The 18747-nt window shown below is 34.0% G+C and carries 21 protein-coding genes and 7 pseudogenes; 9 read left to right on the top strand and 19 right to left on the bottom strand.

Annotated features, from left to right (window positions below; translation table 11 throughout):
* Positions 1-541: 541 nt before the first annotated feature.
* Positions 542-643: pseudogene (locus NHG49_RS28955) on the bottom strand (DUF4879 domain-containing protein); the annotation flags it as partial.
* A gap of 528 nt (positions 644-1171) precedes the next feature.
* Here NHG49_RS28955 and NHG49_RS28950 point away from each other — a divergent pair.
* The 3 genes from NHG49_RS28950 (at position 1172) to NHG49_RS28940 (ending at position 3438) form a co-directional block, all read left to right on the top strand.
* Positions 1172-1933, top strand: a complete 762-nt coding sequence (locus NHG49_RS28950) for a hypothetical protein (RefSeq protein WP_064474064.1) — start codon at positions 1172-1174, stop codon at positions 1931-1933.
* Between the two features lie 664 nt (positions 1934-2597).
* Entirely contained in the window at positions 2598-2777 is a 180-nt protein-coding gene (locus tag NHG49_RS28945; RefSeq protein ID WP_002186527.1) for a DUF4177 domain-containing protein, read from the top strand.
* A gap of 52 nt (positions 2778-2829) precedes the next feature.
* Positions 2830-3438, top strand: coding sequence for a uridine kinase family protein (locus NHG49_RS28940; RefSeq protein WP_098800704.1), 609 nt, complete (start codon positions 2830-2832; stop codon positions 3436-3438).
* A 199-nt stretch (positions 3439-3637) separates the two neighbouring features.
* Here NHG49_RS28940 and NHG49_RS28935 read toward each other — a convergent pair.
* The 7 genes and pseudogenes from NHG49_RS28935 to NHG49_RS28905 form a co-directional block, all read right to left on the bottom strand.
* Positions 3638-3766: pseudogene (locus NHG49_RS28935) on the bottom strand (DUF3967 domain-containing protein); the annotation flags it as partial.
* A 28-nt stretch (positions 3767-3794) separates the two neighbouring features.
* Positions 3795-4373 carry an ABC transporter permease gene (locus NHG49_RS28930; protein ID WP_258126992.1) on the bottom strand — a complete coding sequence of 193 codons (579 nt, stop codon included), beginning with the start codon at positions 4371-4373 and terminating at the stop codon, positions 3795-3797.
* A gap of 101 nt (positions 4374-4474) precedes the next feature.
* A pseudogene (locus NHG49_RS28925) lies at positions 4475-5062 on the bottom strand (DUF3967 domain-containing protein).
* Positions 5063-5195: 133 nt separating this feature from the next.
* Positions 5196-5459, bottom strand: a complete 264-nt coding sequence (locus tag NHG49_RS28920) for a DUF3937 family protein (protein WP_222661502.1) — start codon at positions 5457-5459, stop codon at positions 5196-5198.
* Positions 5460-5688: 229 nt separating this feature from the next.
* Complete coding sequence (locus NHG49_RS28915; RefSeq protein WP_222661505.1) at positions 5689-5955, bottom strand: hypothetical protein; 267 nt, start codon at positions 5953-5955, stop codon at positions 5689-5691.
* Positions 5956-6784: 829 nt separating this feature from the next.
* Positions 6785-6988, bottom strand: a complete 204-nt coding sequence (locus tag NHG49_RS28910) for a hypothetical protein (RefSeq protein WP_222661507.1) — start codon at positions 6986-6988, stop codon at positions 6785-6787.
* A gap of 24 nt (positions 6989-7012) precedes the next feature.
* Positions 7013-7693, bottom strand: coding sequence for an S-layer homology domain-containing protein (locus tag NHG49_RS28905; protein ID WP_222661510.1), 681 nt, complete (start codon positions 7691-7693; stop codon positions 7013-7015).
* A gap of 462 nt (positions 7694-8155) precedes the next feature.
* On the opposite strand from NHG49_RS28905, the pseudogene NHG49_RS28900 reads away from it, so the two are divergent.
* Both NHG49_RS28900 and NHG49_RS28895 read left to right on the top strand, forming a co-directional pair.
* Positions 8156-9632: pseudogene (locus NHG49_RS28900) on the top strand (WXG100 family type VII secretion target).
* A 25-nt stretch (positions 9633-9657) separates the two neighbouring features.
* Positions 9658-9999, top strand: coding sequence for a hypothetical protein (locus NHG49_RS28895; RefSeq protein ID WP_258126991.1), 342 nt, complete (start codon positions 9658-9660; stop codon positions 9997-9999).
* A gap of 58 nt (positions 10000-10057) precedes the next feature.
* Here the strand turns inward: NHG49_RS28895 and NHG49_RS28890 are convergent.
* The 6 genes and pseudogenes from NHG49_RS28890 to NHG49_RS28865 form a co-directional block, all read right to left on the bottom strand.
* A pseudogene (locus tag NHG49_RS28890) lies at positions 10058-10866 on the bottom strand (SH3 domain-containing protein).
* Complete coding sequence (locus tag NHG49_RS28885) at positions 10866-11072, bottom strand: hypothetical protein (RefSeq protein WP_258126990.1); 207 nt, start codon at positions 11070-11072, stop codon at positions 10866-10868. The pseudogene NHG49_RS28890 and the gene NHG49_RS28885 overlap by 1 nt, the downstream one beginning before the upstream one ends.
* Before the next feature lie 3 nt (positions 11073-11075).
* The gene (locus tag NHG49_RS28880; protein WP_087955501.1) at positions 11076-11309 is read right to left on the bottom strand and encodes a hemolysin XhlA family protein; all 234 of its coding nucleotides are present in this window, start codon (positions 11307-11309) and stop codon (positions 11076-11078) included.
* Between the two features lie 40 nt (positions 11310-11349).
* Positions 11350-12021: a hypothetical protein gene (locus tag NHG49_RS28875; protein ID WP_222661549.1), complete on the bottom strand. Its 672-nt coding sequence runs from the start codon at positions 12019-12021 to the stop codon at positions 11350-11352.
* A 656-nt stretch (positions 12022-12677) separates the two neighbouring features.
* Positions 12678-13382: pseudogene (locus tag NHG49_RS28870) on the bottom strand (BppU family phage baseplate upper protein); the annotation flags it as partial.
* 56 nt (positions 13383-13438) lie between these two features.
* Positions 13439-14180, bottom strand: a pseudogene (locus NHG49_RS28865) (terminase small subunit); the annotation flags it as partial.
* 223 nt (positions 14181-14403) lie between these two features.
* On the opposite strand from NHG49_RS28865, the gene NHG49_RS28860 reads away from it, so the two are divergent.
* The 3 genes from NHG49_RS28860 to NHG49_RS28850 all read left to right on the top strand — a co-directional run bounded on the left by NHG49_RS28860 (position 14404) and on the right by NHG49_RS28850 (position 15223).
* A complete protein-coding gene (locus tag NHG49_RS28860; RefSeq protein ID WP_258126989.1) occupies positions 14404-14601 on the top strand; it encodes a hypothetical protein in 198 nt (65 codons plus the stop codon).
* Between the two features lie 18 nt (positions 14602-14619).
* Positions 14620-14841 (top strand): hypothetical protein, encoded by a 222-nt coding sequence (locus NHG49_RS28855; protein ID WP_097879987.1) that lies wholly within the window; start codon positions 14620-14622, stop codon positions 14839-14841.
* Between the two features lie 175 nt (positions 14842-15016).
* Positions 15017-15223 carry a hypothetical protein gene (locus NHG49_RS28850; RefSeq protein ID WP_222661516.1) on the top strand — a complete coding sequence of 69 codons (207 nt, stop codon included), beginning with the start codon at positions 15017-15019 and terminating at the stop codon, positions 15221-15223.
* Positions 15224-15287: 64 nt separating this feature from the next.
* Here NHG49_RS28850 and NHG49_RS28845 read toward each other — a convergent pair whose 3' ends face one another.
* Together NHG49_RS28845 and NHG49_RS28840 are read right to left on the bottom strand one after the other, a co-directional pair.
* Positions 15288-15872, bottom strand: a complete 585-nt coding sequence (locus tag NHG49_RS28845; RefSeq protein ID WP_097851695.1) for a recombinase family protein — start codon at positions 15870-15872, stop codon at positions 15288-15290.
* 306 nt (positions 15873-16178) lie between these two features.
* Positions 16179-16385 (bottom strand): hypothetical protein, encoded by a 207-nt coding sequence (locus tag NHG49_RS28840; RefSeq protein WP_222661519.1) that lies wholly within the window; start codon positions 16383-16385, stop codon positions 16179-16181.
* A 262-nt stretch (positions 16386-16647) separates the two neighbouring features.
* On the opposite strand from NHG49_RS28840, the gene NHG49_RS28835 reads away from it, so the two are divergent.
* The gene (locus tag NHG49_RS28835; protein WP_222661521.1) at positions 16648-16785 is read left to right on the top strand and encodes a DUF3956 domain-containing protein; all 138 of its coding nucleotides are present in this window, start codon (positions 16648-16650) and stop codon (positions 16783-16785) included.
* Positions 16786-16927: 142 nt separating this feature from the next.
* Here the strand turns inward: NHG49_RS28835 and NHG49_RS28830 are convergent, their stop codons facing one another.
* The 3 genes from NHG49_RS28830 to NHG49_RS28820 all read right to left on the bottom strand — a co-directional run bounded on the left by NHG49_RS28830 (position 16928) and on the right by NHG49_RS28820 (position 18587).
* Positions 16928-17206, bottom strand: coding sequence for a hypothetical protein (locus NHG49_RS28830; protein WP_222661523.1), 279 nt, complete (start codon positions 17204-17206; stop codon positions 16928-16930).
* 240 nt (positions 17207-17446) lie between these two features.
* On the bottom strand, positions 17447-17638 hold the full coding sequence (locus tag NHG49_RS28825) for a hypothetical protein (RefSeq protein WP_222661525.1): 192 nt from the start codon (positions 17636-17638) through the stop codon (positions 17447-17449).
* A gap of 439 nt (positions 17639-18077) precedes the next feature.
* Positions 18078-18587, bottom strand: coding sequence for a YfbU family protein (locus NHG49_RS28820; protein WP_258126987.1), 510 nt, complete (start codon positions 18585-18587; stop codon positions 18078-18080).
* Between the last annotated feature and the right edge of the window lie 160 nt (positions 18588-18747).

Raw genomic sequence — 18747 nt, 5'->3', positions numbered from 1 at the left:
ATTTCGTGCGAAGTTATAAAGTCTTTACTTTTTTACTTTTTTTATAATACTCTTATGTTAATTCAATAAAATGCATCATTCCCTTTTATCAGTATGAATATCTTTTAGTTTCAGATACATTCACCTATACATATTATATTGATTACATGGTTGCTTATAGGCTATAGCTATCATGTAAATACACTTTAATAAAAACAGTTAACTTTAACCCCTTAAGACTAAATAGCTTGTGTTGTACTCAAAACTTAATAGTGCGTGATGTCGATAGAGAGTGTTTCCTTTAGTTCTTTTGCATCCAAGGTTTTTTTATTGTACTTTCTTTAGGTAAACATTCAGTTTAGTTTCATTCAAATGCAGATTTTAAAATATAGCTACAAAATTTTCCTCTTTTCTCAATAAGATAAGTATTCTTTTCATTCTGAGACGAGTTTCACTCTTTTTTTAAACTTATCTATAAAATTTTTTATATAAACATGACAACTTTATTCAAAACATCATATTTTTTATAAGTGGTACAATTTTATTTCAAATCTACATTTCACTTATGATACCAACCAACGATTGGTTTTCCGCCAATTAAAGTGGATCCATTCATTTTTACAAATGGGTTTTGACCCTATTCCATTTCTTTTGTGGTAAAATATTGTATTGCTTTTTTTACTAATTCATTCATAAATGAATCCTTTCTTAACCCATTTTCAAACCATGTCCCCAGATTTGTCCGCAGGTTTTGTTGAGTTTAAATTGAAGTCTACTTCTCCCGTTTTCCTTTTTTATTAAGTATTTCAAATCTACCATGTTGTGTATCTAAAGCATAAAGATTATTTGATTTTGAATCATCATAGTTAAAATTTAAACAGAGATATAGAGTAAACTAGTTAATGGTATTCTTTATTCTACTAATATCCCCTAGAAAGTCTGAATTAACTCTAATATTTATTAGTTAGATTTATTAATTATAGCCTTCTATTTTCCTAAAATTCAATTAAATATTTATAAATTTCTAACGAGTATTTATTGATAGGAATCCTGCAGTAAAAAATGGAATTTATTCTCAAGAGTGATTATTTATTGTATCTGTCAAACTATTAGTTTATCTTCTCCTCATATTTCAATTGCTTTTCCACCACGATCAAACAAATAAAATCACGGATAAGTAAGGAGTATTAGTATGATTATACAAGAAAAATTATCTTTTTCAGATCTAGATTCATTAGATTCAACTACAGATTCCATAATGGACGCGTTTAAAGATTTTTATGGAATACTTCCTGATGAAATCGCAGTAAATAATGAGACGTTTCCAATTCATAATAAGCCTGCAATTACTGAACGTTATGGTCACGCTTGTTATAAAATGCTTGGCCCTTTTATATTTCGCAATATTGAAGAGCCTTCAAAGAATGAAGTAAGCCTAGGGGAACAATTTGTATTTAATCCTAATAATGAAGAAGCAGAAATTGTAGTCTCAATAAAAGAGCAATGGGCCAATATTCAATCTTGGACTTCGGTATCTACTACAGGTTTAACTTTAACATCAGATTTTATCATGTCAGGTGAATTTCAATCCGGTAACAAATTTAATATTTCAACTTTTGTGGGAGAAAGTAATTCAAAATCAATCATTACCTCTCCTTCCATTGAGCGTTCTATTAAAGTACCTCCAAATAGTAAGATGAAGATAACAACAATCGGCACATTAATTACAGAAATTCTACATTTTCAATCAATTATATCGGTACACGGTATGTTTGGTGCATGTTTTCCACGGATGGTCCGTGGGCATTATGTTGGATTCAAAAGCGCTGGTCACATCCTAAATAAAACATTTGGATCCATTAAAGGTTCTATTAATAATACAGCAATTCAGGATATTCAAATACAAAATGGAGAAGTCGAACCTTATTTCATTAAACCAAAAGTTGGAAAATAAAAACCAATGCATTTCAACCTTATTTTCTATACTTTTGGCTGGACCGATTATTACCATAAAATTCAATAAAGGATTTATAGGAGGGTTTGAATTTGAGTTATTATTAGCTGTATCTTTATTTTTGTACTAACTAACATCCAATCTATTTCCTTAGATAAATTACTACTAAATCATAAAACTAAACAACAGCAAACTTTATAAGTACACTAACAAAAATAAAGCTTCTCCCCAACACTTCATTATTTGTGTTAAGGAGAAGCTTATTTATGCGAAACTTGTAATTAAATTAAAAACAAGCCAATTCGAAAAAGGATAAGATAACATATCCCAGACGTAAGTCAGGCCAATCTATTTCCTAAATTAGAGGTACCTCCAGTATTTCAGAAAAAAACAACGCTAAGAGTATACATAAATTTATACAATTTTTCGAGTAATCCAGTAACAAACGAGAACCCGAATACCGCACCATGATAGGAATGTATAAAAAATTGTATAGATTCACAGAACAAAAAAGGCGGATTCCCTTTGAAAGTAAGGGGCTGCCTTTTTCCTTGATACCGATAATAGGGCGTTATGTCAACCTCACATGTATAGAGTATACAGTCAAAAAGGTACAATACATCGCTTCTTCTAAATGGTACAATTAGGAAAAGGGGGAAAGAATATGTACGATTACAAATTCGTGAAAGTCGAAATTGGTGGATGGAAAGGGCAACCTAAAGAAGATTATAAACGTATTATTACCGAACATGCTGAAGATGGTTGGGAATTTGTTCAAGTCCTTACTCTAACAATGGCAGGATACACGAGTTCTTTGGAGATTATCTTCAAACGAACCAAATAACTCCTTTCAAAAACAAGAGAGGTTTGCTGTAATAAACAATAGGAGGAGAGATATGAATTTTTCTTCAAATAATAATCAGGTGTGCACCTTTAGTGACCTATTGGACACACTTGAAAAGTTGCCTAAAAAGCAAGAGACGATTCTTGTTGGAATTGATGGATGCGGAGGTTCAGGAAAGAGTACATTTGCTAATACATTACAGACCATAAAACCCACTGTAACAATTGTTCATATGGATGATTTTTATTTTCCTTCTCCCCAAATCTTAAAAGGAAGTCCTGATTCTAAACCCATCGGGGCTGATTTTGATTGGAATCGCTTATTAAAACAAGTCATTCACCCTCTTAGTCAAAACCAAGATGGTTATTATCAACGTTACGATTGGAATATAGATAAATTGGCAGAATGGCACTTAGTTCCTACTGGTGGGATTGTTATAATTGAGGGTGTTTACGCCCTTCGTAAAGAACTTGAACATACATATGATTTCAAAATTTGGGTGGATTGTCCTCGCGAAATTCGACTTGCGAGAGGTATTGAAAGAGATGGAGAAGCAGCTCGTGATATATGGGAACATAATTGGATGATTTCAGAGGATATTTATGTAAGAAAACATAGACCTGATGAAAAAGCAGACCTTGTCATAAACGGGACAACATAAATCCTATGCAACTTCCGCTTTCGAAAATTATGTAAATAAGCTGTCCATAAGGACAGCTTATTTTATTTTTTTGCTTAGCGTGGGTTTTTTCCGAAATGCTGGCGATACCCATTTATGTTAAAAATATAATAATAAACACATCTTCCAACAAAGTAGAAAAGTAGAAATATATACTTTTGCGTAGTTTATTCTAAATCCATTACCAGAACCGCCACCACGGCTTTTTCTTCTCTTTCGATTCAGCAACCTCATCCCGAAATTCCTACATCATTCTCTTCGTTCCCTGCATCTCACGTAGTGTCTTCATAAGGGTTTCATCCCGCGCTTGCTAACATGTAAACGCATAGGAACGTTCTTTACTCAACCATCCCCTGCTTCTTACATAATTCTAATTTTTGTTGATTCTTTGTGTATTCACTTGCGCTCGTACTATTACTGATCCCTTGATTAATTGCCTTTTTCATCATTTCATTTTCTGATTTTACAGTATCGCACTGATCTTGGATGAGATTAGTCTTAGTTTGTGTCTTAGTCTGTGTTTCTTGAGCTTTTTGTTCCTGTTGAGCTTGAGTTTGTTCTCTAGCTCTCTGGTCATTCTCCTCGCCTTTAACTTTACTATATTCCTCTGGGGTCATTCCTTCCGCTTTAGCTTTCTTCTCCACATAATTATATAACTCAACCTTTTCTTTTCTAGTCATCCACACAGATAATTCAATTGTTCCATCTTTCTTACGAGGATATACAGCAGGATGAAATTTTTCAGCAATGGCAGCTTTCTCCGCGTCAGACTTAGTGTCTTTCTTATTATCTTTCTTAGATTCCTGTTTAGCTTCTTGCTTCAAGTGCTCCTTTTTAGGTTCTTCTTTTGAACCGCAACCAACAAGGAACGTTGTTGCCAATAATCCTGTAAGTGTTATTTTAAGCGTTTTATTCATAGTTACCTCCGACATTAATTATGTATATAATACAATTTTAACATATTAAAAGGTATAGAAGAATCATTCCATCGATTCTTCTATACCTCAGGTACAATCTCTTACCAGAACTTCCACCATGCCTTCTTCTCTTTTGATGCAGCAACCTCATTTCGAAACTCCTGCATCATTCTCTTCGTCTCCTGCATCTCACGAAGTGTCTTCATTAGTGTCTCGTCTCGCGCTTCCAATCGTTTTTCCACTCGTTCATTGTGCGCTTCTAAGCTTGCTTTGATTTCCTCATTGCTTCGCTTCGCCTGGTCACTTAATCGCTTCTCCATCGCTAACATACCCTGTTTCATTTCTTGCGCCATAACGCCATACTGCTGCTAGAGTTGTTCTTGAATGTGGAATGGTATTAAACTCGTTTCCCCAGGTTCTTCTTTAATCAGATCAGGATTAACCTTTTCTATTTGCTGCGCAATCATCTTCGCAGCCTTCTCTAGCGTCATACCGTCATGCTTGCTGAGTTCAATTAATTTCTCAATCACCATAATGTCACTGTCTGTATATTGGCGTCTGCCACGATTATCTTTCTTTACTGCGAATCCTTCACGTGATAATACTTCCATGTACTTTCTAAGGGTGCTATCGGATATTCCTAATCGTTTATATACTTCGTTTGCGGAATAAACAATTTCGTCCGTCATAACGTCACAACACCTCCTAATGACAGTATTCCATGATGGTAAAGAAATTCCTGCAAGTAAAAAAGCTCCGATTAGGGATTCTTACAGGACTATCTATGAAATTGTTAATTGAAGAAAACTAAAAAAGACGCATCTAGATTGATGCGTCTTTTTGCGATGTTTCTTTTGTGAAATCATATAAAGCAATTGCACCTAAAAGGACAAGTATACCTTGAGGAACATCTATCAAAATAGTTTGCCAAATTTCCGGTATTACCCATATAATATCTGCTGCTCTTTCAAGATACGTTTGAAAATAACTGATTGTAAAATTAATTAAAGATAAACATACAAATAATGTTAGACCAAATCGAATAAATTTCTTATTTGTAAACATGTAGCACCTCTCAAAATTCATTGGATATTCCTGATTTCGGTTCAGTATATACAGAAATCTCTATATTTGATTTTAACATACAAAAAAACCCAAATAAATACAATATGCATATTTACATATCCTATTGACAGTATTCAATGATGGTTTAGAAATTCCTGCAAATAAAAAAGCCCTATACACACAGGATTTTTTTATAACTTCACCAGTAACAAAATAAATATTCTTTTGTTCCGTATATATTTATCTTCCCTCAAGAAGTGCTCGTTCTTTTTTTCATTCTGAAAGCACTCTTTCTTATTCGTTCTAAATGTGCTTTCTTTTGTTCTTCATACCTTAATGTTACACAAGTCATTACTACGGAGAATAAAAAAGCTACATACGCTACTATAACTGCCGTAAAATAAATATAATCAATGAATATTATATTATTATAATCAATCAATAGAAATGCAGGTATCAAAATAATTATTAGCGATTTATAACTCTCAGAAAATACTTTTTTAAAAGCACGAATCACTCATCGCACCTCCCTTTTATTCTCTTATTATACAGTTTTTATAATGATTTTTATATCGTTTCATATTACTTTAGAAATTTCTATAAGCAATCGCATAAACAATGGGATATGACACTGCTTTAAATTTCATCTTGTATGAACTTTGTTAGTTGTTCTTTTATTTCAAAATTAAAGATTATGCTTCTCCTTTATATAAAGGGTTATTATATTAAGGAACATTAAGAATAAAGTTATCCCTGTAAAAATAATGTAGATATAGCTCCCAGTACCTAGATTGTTATAATCAAGGGTTGTTAAAACAAAAATTAGAAATAAAGCAAACGGTATATTCTTCCACATAAATTTTTTCATAATAATTACGAATATGTTATAATCTTAGGTAATAGGAGAGGTTTTCCTCCCCTTGTGGTTATTCTGAGTTGTTATCTTGGTGGGTGCGACTCTTATGTATTTCTTGTTTAACCTTGAAATATATATCTAAGGTGTTTTTAATCAGATTAAGAGCGCCGAGGACGGCTACAATAGCTAGCCAAATAAAGGTATCACATCCTTGTGGTATCTTTATTTTTCACCTATAGTTAACTTGAGTCAATAAAAAGATATAGCTTTTTAAAATTAGTTAAAAGGATAAAAATAAAAGCGTTGGAACATGTCTCACCGCTTAAAATATTAGCATTCTTCTAACAGCTAAGAATGCTATAAAATAAAACGACTCTCTTCTCTTTAACCTTGAATCAATTATCAGCACCTAAGACTATCCACACATTCATATTTTCACCTCTTTCTTTTCTCTTAATATACGATTTTTCACATTATTTCCTATATCATTTTATATTGCTTTAGCAATTTCAACAAGCAACCTCATAAACAACGGAATCATTTGGACTACAATATAGCCGATCCCTGCCCTTGAAATAAGGGAGAATCCCCGTTCCTGGCTACCTACCATAATAAACAAACCGCCGCATAGCGCTACAACGGATATGATAGAATCAGCAGTTAAGAAATTCCGGCAAATAAAAAACCGACTCATAAGAGTCAGTCTTTTAATTATTTTTTACTTAGCATTATCTCGTAGATCTTTGATAGACATTGGAATAGTTCTATATAGAAATACTGCTAATTGTTCACGCGTAATTGTACCGTCTGGATTAAAGTTATTATTACCTACACCACCAGTAATACCATTACTATATAAAATTTCTACGGCTTCATTAGCCCAGTGTCCTTGCATATCATTAAATTGATGATTAAACTGCTTGTTTAACCAAAAAGCGTTTACGAAAGTTTGAGCAAGTTCTGCTCGGGTTACGATTCTTTTTGGGTTAAAATGACCATTAAATTCGTAAGAGAAAATTCCACTTTTATATCCTGCTGCAATTTCCTTTTTAAACATTGAATCATTTATATCATTGAAAGGAAGCGGCTGTGACATATCATAATCAGGAATTTCCACCGTTCTATATAAGAATGCCGCTAATTCTTCACGCGTTATTTTTTCTACAGCTCCAAAATAACCATTGTGGTATCCCAACATTATATTGTGGTCAACCATGTAGTTAATTTCATTAAATGCCCAATGCCATTCGGGTACATCTATAAACTTACTAGTTTGAGTGCTCGCTGCTTGTATTCCCTGATTTGTGATATTACCCGATGTCTCAGCCATAGAATTATTCGCAAAAAAAGTTGTACCGAATACTGCTGCACATACACCTGAAATTATTAATTTTTTCATTACTATTCTCTCCCCTTTATTTTAAACGTCAATAATACAATTCCAACAATCATTATATAACTATTTTCAAATTAGTAAAAGAAGGAATTTTTTTGATTTTTATTCCAATAATAAACCCGTTAATAGAATTAAATAGCTTTTGCTATTTCGACAAGCAATCTCATAAACAACGGAACCATTTGAACAACTATATAACCGATTCCCGCACGACTAATTAGCGAGAATCCTCGTTCTTGGCTACCAACCATAATAAACAAGCCACCGCATAACGCTACAACGGATGCATTTTATAATAATATGACGTTGAAATTTATCGATATTATTAGTGTAAAACAAAAAAATCATCTAATAGGGCGGATTTTCTTTATTTCGCATAATTATTATTATACTAATCTAAAGTTTCTATATTTACATTTTTTTCTTTTTATCTCATAATTTTAATTGGGGAAAGGGAGGAAAAAAATGGTTCAAATCAAAGTAACACCTGAAATGCTAGAAGACGTCGCTAATCATGCAAATAATACCAGAATCGCATTAGAATCTATACATAATAATCTATGTAATGAAATAGATCGTTTATGTTTTCAATGGATTGGTGCCTCTAATCAACAATTCGTTCGAATGTTCAACGATGCGAGACCAAAAGCTTTTACATCTATCAATTCTATTATAAAAGTGGAAGAGGATTTGAAACGAATTGCCGAAAAATTCCGTACCGCAGATGCTTCATATGACAAAAATCTTGAAGAAGGAGCAATGTGTGGTCCGTTAAATAGTGAGAAAAATGATGGATCTTTACGTGATAAAGTTTGGCATGATCTCAAAGAAACTTATGAGGATCTTAGTAAAGTAAAAAATTCCGATGAGTCTTTATATGATAAATTTAAACATGGTATCGATGCAGCTTATAAAGATGTGAATAAAATAAAAGACACTATAGATGATGAAATCGAATCTGCTTTTGAAAAAGCTGGATTAGGTGTCCCCTATCACTTTAAAAAGGGCGTGGGCGACGCTATAGGTGATTGCAGATGCAGTTATCCATCCAATTGACACATTTAATAACACGATTGAAGCCGTTTCTCACCCAATCGAGACGTTTAATGCGATAAAACAAACAATTTCTGATTCTTGGAATCGTGACGTTACCAATGGTGACTCGTATAGTGGTGCAGCATGGTATGGAAGCGCGGCTGGTCATACTATATTGGCTGTTGGACAACTATTCTTAGGAACAAAAGGCGTGGATAAAATTGCAATGTTGAACCCTGGCACAAAATTAGCTGAGATTTCACGAACTGCTAATCAAAGCTTGCAAGACGCTGCATCCTTATTCAATCGCAATCACAATGAGTTTGCTTTAGCTGGTGGAAATAATATACGCTCTGTATTTGATACACCTGATTTTAGAAAAGCTGAAGAAAAACTATCGACTCATCAGTTTGCTAAAGACGAGGCTGGTTCTAGCGGAAGTAATCCTGTTAATGAAAGTCATACTTCATCACTCACTACTAGCGAAATCATATCTAGTTTACAAGAAACTGAGAATTTCCGGTCAAACTCACTTAAACATATCCTTGAAGGGGAGATAAACCGGAGAGGCGAAGCAACTGGATACCACTCAGAGTTTTTAGAGAATACTCACGGAAAAATAATCCCTGGAACAGATCGTAGAATTAATGATTATGGGGCATACAAAGCCCAAGTGGAAGTGGATGGGATTCCTAAGGCGGCGAATGGTGGTTATTCTACCTTTTTTCCTAAAGATTGGCATCCACAACAAATCGTAGATAATATAAACGAGGCATACAGCAATAAAATTCACATGGGTGGTAATACTAATATCTATGATGGAGTAGGGATAGACGGCCTACCTATTCGTTTGTTTTTAGATGGTAATGGTAAAATTATTTCTGCATTTCCAAGACAAGGTCGATAATTTAATTTTTAAGGGAGAAAATAATATGGATTACAAATTTGAGTTACTTAGTACAGGTAGTTTAGTTATTAGACTACCAAAGGAATTCGATATTTTAGAAGCTTTTTTAAATGTAGAGGTATCTGAATTCGGTGATTGGATAGCAGAAACTGTAGATAAAGTTTTAAATGAAAAAAGTGATTATGAAAAAATAAGTGCAAATATTTTTGGGGCAGATGTTCGAAGAGATAAAACTGTTATATTTAATAAGTATGATGAAGATGAAATCGAAATCCCTCTTGAAATAGAAACTATTACATTAAGAAATCTAATAGATATTTGGTTAAATGAACATACAAAATTGAAAAACGAAAAAAATAACAAGTAAATAATGTTACATACAGCACGAAAAAGGCCGCCTGTGGTAGGTGGCCTTTTTTGTTAAATTAACGCACATTCACATACGTATCACTAGCCGTAATATAGAAAACTTTCCCATGACTATTATGCACTTTATATTGATACGAATCATTTACACTTATCTTCGCATCAATTATAAATCCTAATCCTGCATCTACAGAACCAGCAACATATTTATCATGCCAAGATGGGGTATTATAGAATCGTAGGTTATTAACTTTGGAAACAACGCGCTTACCTACAATAGAAGAATCTAATGTACTTTTATTGCTAAATTTCACATAAGATGGATCGTTCTTAATCCATTGCTTACCGCCAATATTTAACCAACCATCCTTTTCTTCCCATACAACATAAGCTTCTGGTTTGTTTAACTGACGAACCTTAGAATAGCTTGTACCAGGTCCTTTACGTAAGTTCACGTTATAACCTTCAATATACGCGATTCTATCTGTTACAGCTGTTGGAACCTCCGCTGGTTTAGATGGATTCTCAGGTACAGAAACATCCACACTAGAATTATTGTATGCTCGTTTTACATCTGCTCTAAACTGAGCTTCTGATACACCATGAGATTTTAAGTAATCAATTGGGTCTTCATGATCTGTACCGCCAAGATGATGCGTTACATCGCTATGCGTCCACAATCCTTTTTCTACAGATAAACCACACTATGTGCCACAACGCCCTCATATGCTCCTACGCCATAACGATATGGCATCTTAGGTAAATCATCAATAATAAGCGTTCTATCAGCAAAAGCCCCTGTTGTAAAGCTTAATAGAAGTAATAAAGTCATAAATGCAGAGGAAGCCATTTTAAAAGTTTTTTTCATTAAGCATCTTCTCCTTTTTCTTCGTGATCAGTCCAAACCCCCATAGCAATCCCAAATAAGTACACAGCTTCTTCGACCTTATCCAAGTTCCCCTCGAATCCGGTTACTCCAAAGACTGACAAGATTAATCCAAGGCATGAAAAAAGCGCAACCCATGTTTTCCAGTTGCGCAATCGTTTTAAAATATTTTCTTTTGTAAGCGGCAAATCTTATATACCTCCCTTCAATAGCAATCCGATTAATGCTGTTACAATTGCTCCTATAATAATCCGGAGAATCCATGTAGTATTGGCGCTAATCTTATCGAGAAGCTTATTAATATTTACAATGTCCTTTTCGTTGACAGTAGTACGTGTTTCTAGATTGCGAATATCACGCTGCATATCCTTTTGATCTGACTTAATTTGTTGGATTTCTTGCTTTAAATCTTGAATTTCTTGCATTAGTTCAGCTCCTTTTTTAAAAATAAAAAAGACCAGTTAATTACACCTGCTCTTTGTTCTCTAAATCCGCTATTCTACTATGCAAATCAACAATTTGCTCTCCTAAATTCGGAATGACTTGCTTTATTTTATTAATTTCGTGTTCATAATCTGGTGTATCTTGTATAGGTGCTGCAAATGCTATTGGCGTTTCTGGTTCATCAAGAGTTGGCGGTTTCTGATTTTTGATATCTTCGAGTTCTTTCTGAATATCAGTTAATTGTTGTTTTATTTTTTCTAGTTCTGAAGGTTCTTGAGGCTTTGGTTCCTCAGGTTTCGGTTCAATCGTTTTAACCCACTTACCATCTTTAAATACTGGAGCATAAATTAAATCTGGACAAATCTCTAAAGAGCAATTTGCAGGAATGTCAGGCTCATAGCCTATAACAACATCTTCCTCGTATGGTACTTTAATAGTTTCATACTCTACATGTTCCATTACACAATCAGAACAATCGTATTTACTAATTGGCACTTCTTCATTCTCTTGATCTGGCACGTAAGTACCGTCTTGAATTGATTGATGAAGCTCACAAAGTTTCTCTTCTGTGGTAACCTCTTTGGTTTCTTCTCGGTAGAATGTTTGCTTTTCATAGATTGGTTTCTCTTCCAAGGGAATCATTTCAGTGTATTTCCCTTCATTGTTGTAACAATAACCGTAGTATTTTGCCATATAGATTCCCCCTTGGTCGACTACGTAGGTTAATGTAGCGTACATGTTTTTACCTTCTGTTCCGATTCTCACATTGCCTGTGCTATTCTCTATCGTTACCCTTACAGCGGTTCCGTCATTAGCAATAAAAGACTGTATAACATTTAATGTCGGTCTCATATCAGCAGGTAATACTGATGTGATATCTCCTGTCGAGCCCACTTTTCTGTTGATAGCTAACCTTAGAGTTACAGTATTTCCTCGTCTGTCGGCTACATTAGGTGTAGCTCCATCCCAAGCGATACCATCAGCTGTCAAGGTTAAAACAGCTCGTCCGTCTTTAACCTTAGTTACCAAGTTAGTATTAGTAGCCCTAACCTCAAAAGTTTTAGAGGCTTTCTCGTACGTCCAAACTATTTCGTTGTTTTCACTATTAAATAACATCGTCCTAGTATTATTGTCAGCTAGTTTAGTTCTTTCTACACCATTTTTGTACCATATGATAGACCTTTCTCCTTCACCTCTTTCGATACCTATGTTTCCATTCATAGTATCTCCTGTTTTCTTTAGGAGATTAGTGTTCGGAGCTGTTACGTTGAACGCTTTAGTATTCTTATCGTATTCCCATATACCGTTTCCTCCTACTTGGTCGTATGCTAGAAATTTTCCTGATGTGTTTAGACATCAACAACATTATTCGTATGGAATCGGATATTTCTATGAGTAGTATCATTAGGACGATCGATAGTGAAGTCACCGCTCATAGTGTCCCCTGTTTTCTTCATGAGGTTGGTGTTGGCTTGCATAGTAAGCGTCTTATTTGTAGGGTTATACGTAAGCACATCTATCAAGTTTTTTCTGTCCTGCCACACAACATTTCCGTTTGCTACTGAGACAACCCTTGAAGTTTCATTTCCTGCGGTGTCTTGGAACCCGTAACCTACAGATCCCGCGGCGGGTACAGTCATCTTAAGGGGACCTGTCATAGTGTCGCCTGATTTTTTAACTGCTCCCTTTGCTAATTCGCCAGCTGCAATAATGCCATCAATATCTACACCTTCAAGCTTCTTACCTGCTTCAATAGCTTTTTGGATTACTGGAAATTCATTTGTAGATTTCATCGCATCATCAGACATTATTGATTCATCTACTGTAAATGCGAATTTACAAGTTTCAATTACTTTGTTATTCGGGAAAGTAAATCTCAATTGTGCAATGACATTACCATAGGCAATCAGAGTTTGTGTACTTAAAACAACATAGTACTTACCCTGCATTTGATTTACATTCTGTACATCTTGGAATACTCGCTTACAATCAGGCTTTAAAAATGCAATTTGTACACTTGTCGCTGATGAAAAATCTGTTACTACTTTGTCGTGAGTAACATTGATTAATAGTTTGGCAGAGTTTAAATCATTCTGGTAAAACTGGATGAGCTTTAGTTCCTCTTCAATTTGGCGTTTAAAGTTGTCAGGAACTAAATCAAAGTACTGTGCCAATTTATCTAGGGCTTTCATCTTGTCAGCAAGCTTAACTGACACACCATCTTTTCCTAGCTTTACCTCAGTAATTATAGAACCATCAACCATGTCAGCCTCTTGTAAATCAACGAAGTTCATCATTCTAGTGAATGGATTTCCCTCGTCATCTTGAAACTCAACTTCTCTTTGCCCAAAAGTCACATAGTTAGTAATGTCAGCAAAAGCGATCTTAATGTACTCTTTCAGGACATCTATTGCTTCAACAAATACATTTTCAATCAACTCACCTTTAAGCTCTTTTATATAGGAAGAAACTCGTTCACGCCTTAACAATCGACTAGCCTGTACGTGAGCGCCATCTTTGGAATAACCAGCCTTTAATGCAGCTTGCGTACCATTGAAGTATTTCACGTAATACAAACAAAAGAGCCGTTCCTTTTCGGTCAGCTCTTCATCTTCTAAAATCTCTTTTAGTTTTTCCTTCGTTTTGGGATTTTTAACATTAGTAACGCTCCTTTTCGCAATAGTAACGTTACCATTCATTTGCTCATCCCATTTATCTTGTGATTTCCACTTCCTGATTTGCGAAGGCTTGAGGTTTAACTCAGCTGCAATATCAATAAGTGGCTTCTCACCTTTACTTGCTTTATATATTTTAAATGCTTTGTCACGATCTGGGCTTCGTTGCCTAGCCATATTCACCACCTCGCGGTAATCCCTAATTTAGTATTGAAATTCTCTGAAACTCATTGTATTATATTTTTGTGTTTTTCTCTTTCCTAATCCGAGAAGACATCATCACTTTTGAAAAGGACCCGAACTCCAACGGTATCTTTCTTTTATTCCTCTTCTTGTAAATCTATTTATTTAAATGTAAAATTATAAATAAGTTCTAACATTTTGAATCGAGGTGAAAATCATGAGAAGTTTTGGCTCATTAATGGTCTCTACTGTCTGTTCAGTACTTCTTGTAATTTGGAATGCCTATTCCTTCTATAACGGATTCACAACAGGGCGCACATACTACTGGATTTATGGCATCGGAGCTGTTATCTTCCTTCTATTCTTTATCCTCAACATGCGAGATTTCAAAAAGAAAAACTACAGAACCTCATAACAATAGGAGTTGATACATATGTGGAAAAAAATTAAGAATTATAGATTGAGCTTAAAAGATTTGAAATTCATGTTATGGTTATTCGGTATTACATGTTTTATATACGGCTACAATTTCATTACAGGATTAGCTTTTGACCACAAATTCCAAGTCTATTATTTAGGTGGTGCTATAGCTACATTCGCCGCATTTATGGATACTAAAAATAGGATTAAAAATAAAAATTATAAGACAGCGTAATATAAAAGGGAGCCTTTGTGGTTTCCTTTTTTATATGCAAATTAAAAAGCAGCGAATTCGCTGCCTGGCATATTCCCCCAATTCACGGTAATTCCTTTATATTTCATTTTAAATCTATAAATTTCGCTGTATAATTTTTGTAAGAATCTTGTTTTTCAGAAATGGAGTGGAAAATATGAAAAGTTTTAGTACGTTAGTAATCTCAACCGTCATTTCAGCAGGATTAGTATATTATAATGTTGATTCCTTTTATAACAAATTTTCATCAGGGAATACATATTACTGGGTAAACGGTATCCTAGCTGCTGGATTCCTTATATCCTTAATTATCAACATAAAAGATATCATTAAGAAAAACTACACAACTTCTGAATCGAATTAAGGAGCCTATTATGGTTCCTTTTTAAATGAAAAATAAAAAAGAAGCGGATTGGCTACTTTAAAATCTACATAACTCCCTTTTCTTTCGCTCTTTCATAAAGAACCGTGCGACTTACACCAGTAACTTCACATATCTTTTTTACTGTAAACTTATTCGTCTCTCGGTTCGCAAGTAAATCTAAAGCATGTTCCATATTAGGATTATCATCGTCATATTTCTTGGGGCGCCCCTTATAAACACCACGTTCTTTGGCTAGTTCAATACCCTCTCTTTGTCGCATTCGAATTAGGTCACGCTCTAACTGATTAACACCAGCCATGACGGTAAGTAGGAAAGTGCTGTATGGATTTTCACTTGTTGTATCTAACCAAGTATCTTTTATCGATTTAATCGATGCACCTTTTCCTTTAATTGTTTCTATAAGCTTGAATAAATCTTGAGTACTCCTACTAATTCGAGTTAGATCAGTAACAACAACTACATCACTCTCACGTAAATTGTCCAACATGCGTAATAATTCTGGCCTATCAGTTGTTGCCCCACTTGTTTTCTCCTCAAATACATAATCACATCCATAATCATTTAACTGTTTGAGTTGTCTTGCTAAGTTTTGTTCCTGTGTAGATACACGAGCATACCCAAGAATCATCTAATGTCTCCCCTTTGTCCGTATAAGTGTCCGGAAATTAACTATAAGCCAATAATACCATTACTTTTCCGTACATGTAAACAGGACATTGAAGAACTTATAAAACAAGAATTTAAATTATGTCTAAAATGTAAACAAAACAAATCCTAAAAGAGTAGACCTAATTAGGACGTTATTTTATTCCTTGTGTTCGTTTGTTTTGTTAGATGTTCAATCAAATTGAAACGGTATCCTTCGAGTTAATAAGTACTAATAAAAACATAATAAAAAAGAGTGCGATTAAGATATGCACTCTTTCAAAAGATTTTACCAATCTCGATGTTCACCATGATCATGATCACGATCGCGTTCATGATCACGTCTACGACGACACTCATCACAATCGCAATCGCGTCTACAATGACAGTCGTTAAAATCGTTTCTTCTGCGTCTACGACCGCATCCGCAAAATACTAAATCATCCCAAAATCTATTACAATCTCGAGAATGTCCAAAATTATTATTCCATCCCATAGATATGATTCCCTCCTCTAAAAATAGAATTCATCATATTCTATGAATAAAAGGTGAAAACAGCTTGTTTACTAGTCTATGTTTTAGAGTAATTATATTTCAATTTGCAAGTCTATCTCATCTCTCAATTTTCAACCGTTATGTCCATTTGTTTTTTTTAAATGGGCTAATCTATCAATTACATTAAATCAATTAATCAAACTATTACACATTAATGATTTATACATATACTATAGTAGATTACTAGAAAGGAGGCGTAACCATGGATAGTTGCGTTGTGTTTGTAAACGGACAACCTTTTTTAGTTCTCTCAGTAGCTGGTATTGAAATTGCTAGATTAGAGATTTCTCTTCAAGTAGCATTAGCTCTAAGATTGCTCGGAATACCAATCTGCGATTAATTACCGTACCGCTAAAAAAGAGGGCATTAGCTCTCTTTTTTTATTTCCCCCTTATCTTTCCTTAACAACAATCATTTCGTATAAATTCACGTTTAATGTGTAATTTCTATATAGCAAAGAAAAAAGCACCCTTGTCGGATGCTTAATGTATACTAATATTAATATTGAATAGCTTCATTGATAGACTTTCTAGAACAATAAATATACTAGCTGAAACTGATCTATATCCGATATTCTTTCCTGTAACATTAATAGTAATCTCCGCCAAATGGGTTGGAACATCATCTTTTTCAAAAATTTTATCTTCAATCTTTTCAACTATTGCTACATTATCCACTTCTTTAAAAGTTTTCAGCAATTTTGTTTCTAATAAAGTAAAATCAAAATTTTCATCTTTAACCACATCAAATTTAATTTTCATTTTTCTTTCCCCATTTTTAACTAGTTAATATATTAACATCGGTATAATTATATATATTTGTATTAAATAATTCAAAAAATATGTTTTATAAATTTATCCATAGTTAACTTATCTAATAGGGAGAAATAAAAACAAATGGAAGAAGTTCCTCCTCCCTTATCTTTCTTTAACAACAAACAAGACGCCACCTAGATCACGGTAGCGCCCACAATAATTGCTATCAACTTATTTATCCTCATATTATTTATTTCTTTGCTTCCATACCCCATTCTCTTTACGATAAGTATTTTTACCATCCATGAAGTCAGCTGTATTACCAGGAACGCTATATTTCTTATTCTTTTTCTTAGCCTTCTTCTTCAGCCTTTTCTCTTCTTGAATAGCTTGCAGATCCGCCTTCCATTGTTTCAACAAATCCTTTTCACGCCGCATCGAATTTGTACCCCTTGGATTAAAATGTGAACCAACTAATTAGATTCTACCTATTTATATAGATATCCTTTAATCCAAATGTCCATTTTGTTCAATAAAAAAAGAACACTATAAAGTGCCCTAAGCCTCTGAGTATTAAATATACGACAATGCCCTGCCCGTTCTAATGGCGCAACATAAAAGAGCTTTATAGCGGAATATATATAACTCTCGGAAAAGGAATAAGTTGGTTGGCATTGACTCGATATTGTATGTTTGGGAATTCCTTATGTGCAATAAAAAAAAAGCCCTATAAGGTGCTCGTCCGATACGATTATAAAGAATGAATATGTCGTGTTCAGTTATTAGTATATGCTTGTCTCATTCAAAATTTCACTGGTTTAATGTGTAATTTCTATACAACAAAGAAAAAAGCACCCGTTATGGATGCTTTCCTTAATTACGCATTTAATATATCTTTAATTTCTTGTATTGTTAGTTCGTTTGGGTTTTCAATCCCTCTCCAAACTGATAACATTCTTCTGTACTTACTAAGCATAGAACGATGACTATTATACGTTTCATAATCGTTTTCTGCTCTTACATCAACGTAAAAATTCAAATCGTGCATATAGTATTTTGCATAATCAGCATATTTAGCCTCGTGTTCATCATTCAAATCGAATCCGTCGAATTTAAGGTCATCTTTTTCCACATCTTCTTTATCCTCTAAATTATCATAGGACCAGTTAAGTGCCCTGTGCATCTTGAGCACTTCGATAACTTCTTCACACTGATGCTCTGATAATTCATCTTCAATAAATCTAATGTTTTCTGAGTAATGTTTAGTATATCCTTTTTCTAAAGCTATTCGCATTGTTTTATAATACTCTTCTTCATTCGGATAAAGTTTCTCCAAAATTAAATATTGATTCACTAATGCTAATCTTTCTTTTTTTGTTAGTTGCATTATTCCTCTCCCCTTTCTTTTCTATACCTATTATTCGACAAGAATCATCATAATCCTTTCATTCGAATAAACAAAAAAACCACCACCGAAGTGACAGCTTTCTTTCAAGGGGATGGAAGAGAGAAAACAAATGGCAAAGTTTCTCTTAGATTAAGGCTGA

It is taken from the genome of Bacillus sp. IBL03825 (genome assembly GCF_024712505.1).
In the GTDB taxonomy this organism is placed as follows: domain Bacteria; phylum Bacillota; class Bacilli; order Bacillales; family Bacillaceae_G; genus Bacillus_A; species Bacillus_A wiedmannii.
The sequence above is the reverse complement of the archived record's forward strand: the minus strand, read 5'-3'. Positions and strand labels throughout refer to the sequence as shown.

Bases quoted from the DNA above. Each gene is read 5' to 3' on its own strand.
- NHG49_RS28950 (WP_064474064.1), top strand. From the start codon at position 1,172: ATGATTATACAAGAAAAATTATCTTTTTCAGATCTAGATTCATTAGAT.
- NHG49_RS28945 (WP_002186527.1), top strand. From the start codon at position 2,598: ATGTACGATTACAAATTCGTGAAAGTCGAAATTGGTGGATGGAAAGGG.
- NHG49_RS28940 (WP_098800704.1), top strand. From the start codon at position 2,830: ATGAATTTTTCTTCAAATAATAATCAGGTGTGCACCTTTAGTGACCTA.
- NHG49_RS28930 (WP_258126992.1), bottom strand. From the start codon at position 4,373: ATGAATAAAACGCTTAAAATAACACTTACAGGATTATTGGCAACAACG.
- NHG49_RS28920 (WP_222661502.1), bottom strand. From the start codon at position 5,459: ATGAATTTTGAGAGGTGCTACATGTTTACAAATAAGAAATTTATTCGA.
- NHG49_RS28910 (WP_222661507.1), bottom strand. From the start codon at position 6,988: ATGAGTCGGTTTTTTATTTGCCGGAATTTCTTAACTGCTGATTCTATC.
- NHG49_RS28905 (WP_222661510.1), bottom strand. From the start codon at position 7,693: ATGAAAAAATTAATAATTTCAGGTGTATGTGCAGCAGTATTCGGTACA.
- NHG49_RS28895 (WP_258126991.1), top strand. From the start codon at position 9,658: ATGGATTACAAATTTGAGTTACTTAGTACAGGTAGTTTAGTTATTAGA.
- NHG49_RS28880 (WP_087955501.1), bottom strand. From the start codon at position 11,309: ATGCAAGAAATTCAAGATTTAAAGCAAGAAATCCAACAAATTAAGTCA.
- NHG49_RS28875 (WP_222661549.1), bottom strand. From the start codon at position 12,021: ATGGCAAAATACTACGGTTATTGTTACAACAATGAAGGGAAATACACT.
- NHG49_RS28860 (WP_258126989.1), top strand. From the start codon at position 14,404: ATGAGAAGTTTTGGCTCATTAATGGTCTCTACTGTCTGTTCAGTACTT.
- NHG49_RS28855 (WP_097879987.1), top strand. From the start codon at position 14,620: ATGTGGAAAAAAATTAAGAATTATAGATTGAGCTTAAAAGATTTGAAA.
- NHG49_RS28850 (WP_222661516.1), top strand. From the start codon at position 15,017: ATGAAAAGTTTTAGTACGTTAGTAATCTCAACCGTCATTTCAGCAGGA.
- NHG49_RS28845 (WP_097851695.1), bottom strand. From the start codon at position 15,872: ATGATTCTTGGGTATGCTCGTGTATCTACACAGGAACAAAACTTAGCA.
- NHG49_RS28840 (WP_222661519.1), bottom strand. From the start codon at position 16,385: ATGGGATGGAATAATAATTTTGGACATTCTCGAGATTGTAATAGATTT.
- NHG49_RS28835 (WP_222661521.1), top strand. From the start codon at position 16,648: ATGGATAGTTGCGTTGTGTTTGTAAACGGACAACCTTTTTTAGTTCTC.
- NHG49_RS28830 (WP_222661523.1), bottom strand. From the start codon at position 17,206: ATGAAAATTAAATTTGATGTGGTTAAAGATGAAAATTTTGATTTTACT.
- NHG49_RS28825 (WP_222661525.1), bottom strand. From the start codon at position 17,638: ATGCGGCGTGAAAAGGATTTGTTGAAACAATGGAAGGCGGATCTGCAA.
- NHG49_RS28820 (WP_258126987.1), bottom strand. From the start codon at position 18,587: ATGCAACTAACAAAAAAAGAAAGATTAGCATTAGTGAATCAATATTTA.